Raw genomic sequence first — 4036 nt, 5'->3', positions numbered from 1 at the left:
CGGTGGCGGTGGCGGCTATCCCGGCGGTGGCGGCTATCCCGGCGGTGGCGGCGGGTTCCCCGGAGGCGGCCACGGCAGCGGTGGAGGCGGCTTCGGCGGTGGTGGCGGCTTCGGCGGCGGCCATGGTGGCGGGGGTCACGGTGGCTTCGGTCACTGATTTGGCTTGCCTGGCCTGGGTTTTTGACCTCCGACGGTAAACCGTCACCTGGCGTTTGCCCCCCGATCAGAAGAGCGATGCCGTTAGCTCATTGCGGCAACTTACACACGGGTGTATGAGGTGCACCGTTTTTGGTACGGGTTATCTGGGTGCTACCCACGCTGCGGGGATGGCCGAACTGGGGCACGAAGTCGTCGGTGTCGACATCGATCCCGGTAAGGTCGCCAAGCTGGCTGCGGGCGATGTTCCATTCTACGAGCCCGGTCTGCGAAAGATGTTGCGGGACAACATCGCAGCGGGTCGTCTTCGATTCACCACCGACTACGACCTGGCTGCCGACTTCGCCGATGTGCATTTCCTCGGGGTTGGCACTCCGCAGAAGCGGGGTGAGTACGGTGCCGACCTGAGCCACGTCCACGCCGTAATCGACACGCTCGCACCGCGTTTGACACGGTCGGCGGTGATCGTCGGGAAGTCCACGGTTCCGGTCGGGACCGCTGCCGAACTTGTCCAACGAGTCCGCGGCGCGGCGCGTCCGGGTGTCGACATCGAAGTCGCATGGAACCCGGAGTTTTTGCGCGAGGGGTTCGCGATCCACGACACGCTACATCCCGACCGTATTGTGCTTGGTGTCCAGGATGGTTCGACACGCGCCGAGACCGCGATCCGTGAGCTGTACGCGCCGATGCTCGACGCCGAGGTGCCGTTCCTGGTGACCGATCTGCAGACCGCGGAGCTGGTCAAGGTCTCCGCAAACGCCTTTCTGGCGACCAAGATCTCGTTCATCAACGCGATCTCCGAGGTATGCGAAGCCGCCGGCGCCGATGTCACACTGTTGGCCGACGCGCTCGGGCACGATCCCCGGATCGGACGCCGATTCCTCAACGCCGGCTTGGGCTTTGGCGGTGGCTGCCTGCCGAAAGACATCCGAGCCTTCATGGCGCGCGCCGGCGAGCTCGGCGCCGACCAAGCGTTGACCTTCCTGCGCGAAGTCGACAACATCAACATGCGTCGCCGTACCAAGATGGTCGCAATCGCCACCAACGCATGCGGCGGCTCGCTGCTGGGCGCGAACATCGCGGTGCTCGGCGCCGCGTTCAAGCCCGAATCCGACGACGTGCGTGACTCGCCCGCGCTCAATGTCGCCGGCCAGCTGCAACTGAACGGGGCCGCGGTCAACGTGTACGACCCCAAGGCACTGGAGAACGCCCAGCGGCTGTATCCCACGCTGAATTACGCGGTCTCGGTGGAGGAAGCGTGTGACCGCGCCGACGCGGTCCTGGTGCTGACCGAGTGGCAGGAATTCGTCGATCTCGATCCCAGTCAGCTCGCTGACCGGGTGCGCTCCCGCGTCGTCGTCGACGGCCGCAACTGCCTCGACGTGCGGAAGTGGCAACAGGCCGGTTGGCGCGTGCACTGCTTGGGTCGGCGCGTAGCCTGACGGCGTGGACTATGCGGTCGAGCTCTTAGAGCAGAATCGCGCCTTCGGCGAGGTAATCCGTAGCGGCGAACCGTCGACACCGATACCGACATGTCCCGGTTGGAGTCTCACCCACCTGCTGCGGCACGTCGGCCGCGGTGATCGCTGGGCCGCGCAGATTATCGCCGACCGCATCGATGGTTACCTGGATCCGCGGACGGTCGAGAACGGCAGGCCGCCGCCCGACCCTGGCCAGGCGATCGACTGGCTGCACGGCGGGGCGCAGCTGTTGATCGATGCGATCGAAGACATCGGGGTGGAAACCCCGGTCTGGACTTTCCTGGGCCCGCGCCCGGCTTACTGGTGGGCGCGACGCCGACTCCATGAGGCGACGGTGCACCGCGCCGACGGCGCACTTGCGCTCGGGCTGGAGTACGCGCTTTCGCCCGAGTTGGCCGCCGACGGTATCGGCGAATGGCTCGAGCGGGTCGCGAGTGAGGCCGGTCGCGACGACGCGCCAATTCCGCTGCAGGACGGCCACACTGTGGGTTTGTGCGCCACCGATCCCGGCGTGGGTATCGCCGGCCAGTGGACGATCCGCGGAGACGCCGACCGCATTTCGTGGTCGCACGGCGTCCAAGACGGCTCAGTGGTGCTGCGCGGTGGCGCCGTCAACCTGCTACTGGCACTGGTCCGGCGAGTCAGGTTAGAAGACACCGACATCGCGGTATCCGGCGACGCGTCAATATGGCAGAACTGGCTCGGCCGCACGCCCTTCTAGGCCCACGCGGTACCTTTCTACACCATGACCACATCGGAGATGGCCACCGTGCTGGCTTGGCATGACGCATTGAACGCGTCTGACCTCGACACCCTGCTGGCCCTGTCCAGCGAGGACATCGAAGTCGGCGATGCGCATGGGGCCGCCCAAGGCCATGCCGCGTTGCGGGACTGGGCGTCGGCCCACCCTCCCCACGCCGAAGTCGGCAAGATATTCGTCCACGACGGAGTCGTCGTCGTCGAACAGAAGATCGGCGGCTCAGGCGAATCCGACTCCACCATTGCGTCTGCCTTCCGTGTGGTGCACGACCATGTCACCTCGGTTTTTCGTCATGACACCCTGGCGGCGGCGCTCGCTGCCACCGAACTGACCAACGCGGACCTCGTCGACTGAGGAGTGATAGATGCGAGGAATCATCCTGGCCGGCGGTTCGGGTACGCGGTTGTACCCGATCACGATGGGCGTCAGCAAGCAACTGTTGCCGGTCTACGACAAGCCGATGATCTACTACCCGCTGTCCACGCTGATGATGGCCGGGATTCGCGACATCCAGGTGATCACCACCGTTCCGGATGCGGCCGCATTCGAACGAATTCTCGGTGACGGCAGCCAATTCGGCATCAACATCAGCTACGCGGTACAAGGTCATCCCGAGGGTCTGGCCCAGGCGTTCGTCATCAGCGCCGGCCACATCGGCTCCGACTCGGTGGCTTTGGCGTTGGGCGACAACATCTTCTACGGACCCGGGCTGGGCACCAACCTCAGGCGTCATCAAGAAATAGACGGGGGAGCGATTTTCGCCTACTGGGTAGCCAACCCGTCGGCATACGGTGTCGTCGACTTCAGCCCGGATGGCATCGCGTTGTCGATCGAAGAAAAACCGGCCACGCCGAAATCCAACTACGCGGTGCCGGGTTTGTACTTCTACGACAACGACGTGATCGAGATTGCCCGGAGCCTAAAGCCCTCTGCGCGCGGCGAATACGAGATCACCGACGTGAACCGGACCTATCTCAATCAGGGTCGGCTAGTCGTCGACGTGCTCGCGCGCGGCACAGCCTGGCTAGACACCGGGACATTCGACTCGTTGGCTGATGCCGGTGACTACATCCGCACACTCGAACGTCGGCAAGGTCTGAAAGTCAGCGTCCCCGAAGAAGTCGCATGGCGGATGGGCTTCATCGACGACGCACAGCTGGCCCGCCGCGCCGAATCCCTGCTGAAATCCGGCTACGGCACCTACCTGCTGCAGCTGCTGGAACGACGCTAGAGATCAGCCACCCGACAGCGGACGCCCCATGACGGTCAGGCGGTTTCCGTAACGGGGGCCGTGACCGAAACCGCCAGACCTGGCGCCGGACGCACCCGGCATACCGGGCATGCCGGCCGGGACGGCTCCGGTACCGCCGCCGGTCGGGCCGACCGCATTGGTCCAGCCGCCACCGGCGTAGGTCACCCCGCTGTGGTTGGCGACCTGCGCTGCCGCTGTCCACGTCGGCGGGACGGACAGCTTGCCGACCAGTGTGCTGCCAGTGGTGTTCACCGAAACGCCCACGCTCGGCACGCCCACCGGTGCGGGTGCCGGCACCGGCGGCTGCGGCGTGATCATGCCGGTAACGCCCGTGCCTCCGGGCGCCGACTCGACGCCTGGTTGCAACGAGTTGATGTCGGCTAACCC

At 65.5% G+C, this 4036-nt stretch carries 5 protein-coding genes; 4 read left to right on the top strand and 1 reads right to left on the bottom strand.

What is annotated here, in order from left to right:
* The first annotated feature begins 272 nt into the window (after nt 1-272).
* From VN856_RS22920 to rfbA, 4 genes are read left to right on the top strand one after another with little or no spacing between them, the layout of a single operon-like run.
* Nucleotides 273-1598, top strand: a complete 1326-nt coding sequence (locus VN856_RS22920; protein ID WP_325693360.1) for a UDP-glucose/GDP-mannose dehydrogenase family protein — start codon at nt 273-275, stop codon at nt 1596-1598.
* A gap of 4 nt (nt 1599-1602) precedes the next feature.
* Nucleotides 1603-2358 (top strand): maleylpyruvate isomerase family mycothiol-dependent enzyme, encoded by a 756-nt coding sequence (locus VN856_RS22915; protein ID WP_325693358.1) that lies wholly within the window; start codon nt 1603-1605, stop codon nt 2356-2358.
* Nucleotides 2359-2382: 24 nt separating this feature from the next.
* Nucleotides 2383-2751, top strand: a complete 369-nt coding sequence (locus VN856_RS22910) for a nuclear transport factor 2 family protein (RefSeq protein ID WP_325693355.1) — start codon at nt 2383-2385, stop codon at nt 2749-2751.
* Between the two features lie 10 nt (nt 2752-2761).
* Complete coding sequence (gene rfbA / locus VN856_RS22905) at nt 2762-3628, top strand: glucose-1-phosphate thymidylyltransferase RfbA (protein WP_325693354.1); 867 nt, start codon at nt 2762-2764, stop codon at nt 3626-3628.
* 3 nt (nt 3629-3631) lie between these two features.
* Here the strand turns inward: rfbA and VN856_RS22900 are convergent.
* Nucleotides 3632-4036 (bottom strand): PE/PPE C-terminal domain-containing protein (locus VN856_RS22900; RefSeq protein WP_325693352.1); only part of this gene is annotated, 405 nt, incomplete at its 5' end.

Origin of the sequence: Mycobacterium sp. (assembly GCF_035603715.1) — a bacterium.
Taxonomy (GTDB): domain Bacteria; phylum Actinomycetota; class Actinomycetes; order Mycobacteriales; family Mycobacteriaceae; genus Mycobacterium.
This window is presented reverse-complemented; position numbering and strand designations above follow the sequence as displayed.